This window comes from Nocardiopsis sp. TNDT3, from assembly GCF_003427465.1.
Classification (GTDB): Bacteria; Actinomycetota; Actinomycetes; order Streptosporangiales; family Streptosporangiaceae; genus Nocardiopsis; species Nocardiopsis dassonvillei.
In genome coordinates this window covers 1-1,074 of sequence record NZ_QPFC01001339.1, presented here as the reverse complement: position 1 = coordinate 1,074, position 1,074 = coordinate 1, and the positions used below count along the sequence as shown (strand labels likewise).

Annotated in this window: 1 protein-coding gene; it reads left to right on the top strand. The window is 72.8% G+C overall.

The annotated features are described in order from the left end of the window. Nucleotides 1-464 precede the first annotated feature (464 nt). On the top strand, nucleotides 465-1,016 hold the full coding sequence (locus DQW06_RS27555; protein WP_117199581.1) for a lytic polysaccharide monooxygenase auxiliary activity family 9 protein: 552 nt from the start codon (nucleotides 465-467) through the stop codon (nucleotides 1,014-1,016). Nucleotides 1,017-1,074 lie beyond the last annotated feature (58 nt).

Genomic DNA, 1,074 nt, shown 5'->3' with positions numbered 1-1,074 from the left:
AACCAGGGGAGGACTCGGTTCCAGGAAGGGAAAAGGAAGGAGAGGGAAGGAAACAGTGTCCTCGGGGTGAGGTCTAATGCCGACTCCCCTCCGCGCCGGGATTGGTCCACCTCCGGCAGGTGCGGACCACACGCGCGGCGGGGCCGGGTCCTTCCAGCTCCCGTCCCCCCGTGTTCGGCGGCCCCTCCCGTACCGCCCGGTGAGCGGCCCCGACCGGTCCTGCGGCCGGGGGGCCCGACTCCTCGTCACGGCCCGCTTACCGGCCTCCCCGAGCGGGAAACCCCTGTTCCAGAGGGACTCCGGGCGCCGCGTCCCCAGGGACTCGACGCCCGTGGCCCTCCCCCGCAGTCACGAGCGCTCGCCTTCGCCCCGGGCAGGTACCGGCCCGGGTCTCCCCCGACGGATTCCCGCTACCGTCCCGGCCCTGCGCGCCGGGGCGCGATCCATGACCGAAGGACCCGCACATGCTGAACCGCAAGTCCGACACCCCCCGCCCCCGCAACCGGCACCGGCTCCGCACCGCGGCGGCGCTGGCCGCCGCCACCACCCTCTTCTTCGGCCTCATGCCCGCGGGCACGGCCAACGCCCACGGCTACATCTCCAACCCGATGAGCCGCCAGGCCCAGTGCGCCGCGGGCATCGTCCAGTGCGGCGGCATCCAGTGGGAGCCGCAGAGCGTGGAGGGCCCCAAGGGGCTCATGCAGTGCAACGGCGGCGTCGGCCGCTTCGCCGAGCTGAACGACAACAGCCGGGGCTGGCGGGTGACCGACGTCGGCCGCGTCCAGACCTTCGAGTGGACCATCACGGCCGCGCACTCCACCTCCACCTGGGAGTACTTCATCGGCAACCACCGTGTGGCCGTGTTCAACGACCACGGCGCCCGTCCGCCGTGGTCGTTCAGCCACACCGTGGACCTGTCGGGGTACAGCGGACGGCACACGCTGCTGGCCAGGTGGAACGTCGCCGACACCGGTAACGCCTTCTACGCCTGCGTGGACGTCAACATCCGCGCCTAGCGGCGCGGAGGCCGGTGGGCCCGCCCGGTCCGGCGGATCGCACGGCGTCCGCGACGCC

What these genes read in the sequence shown, in the direction of transcription:
- DQW06_RS27555 (WP_117199581.1), top strand. Translation starts at nt 465, where the DNA reads ATGCTGAACCGCAAGTCCGACACCCCCCGCCCCCGCAACCGGCACCGG.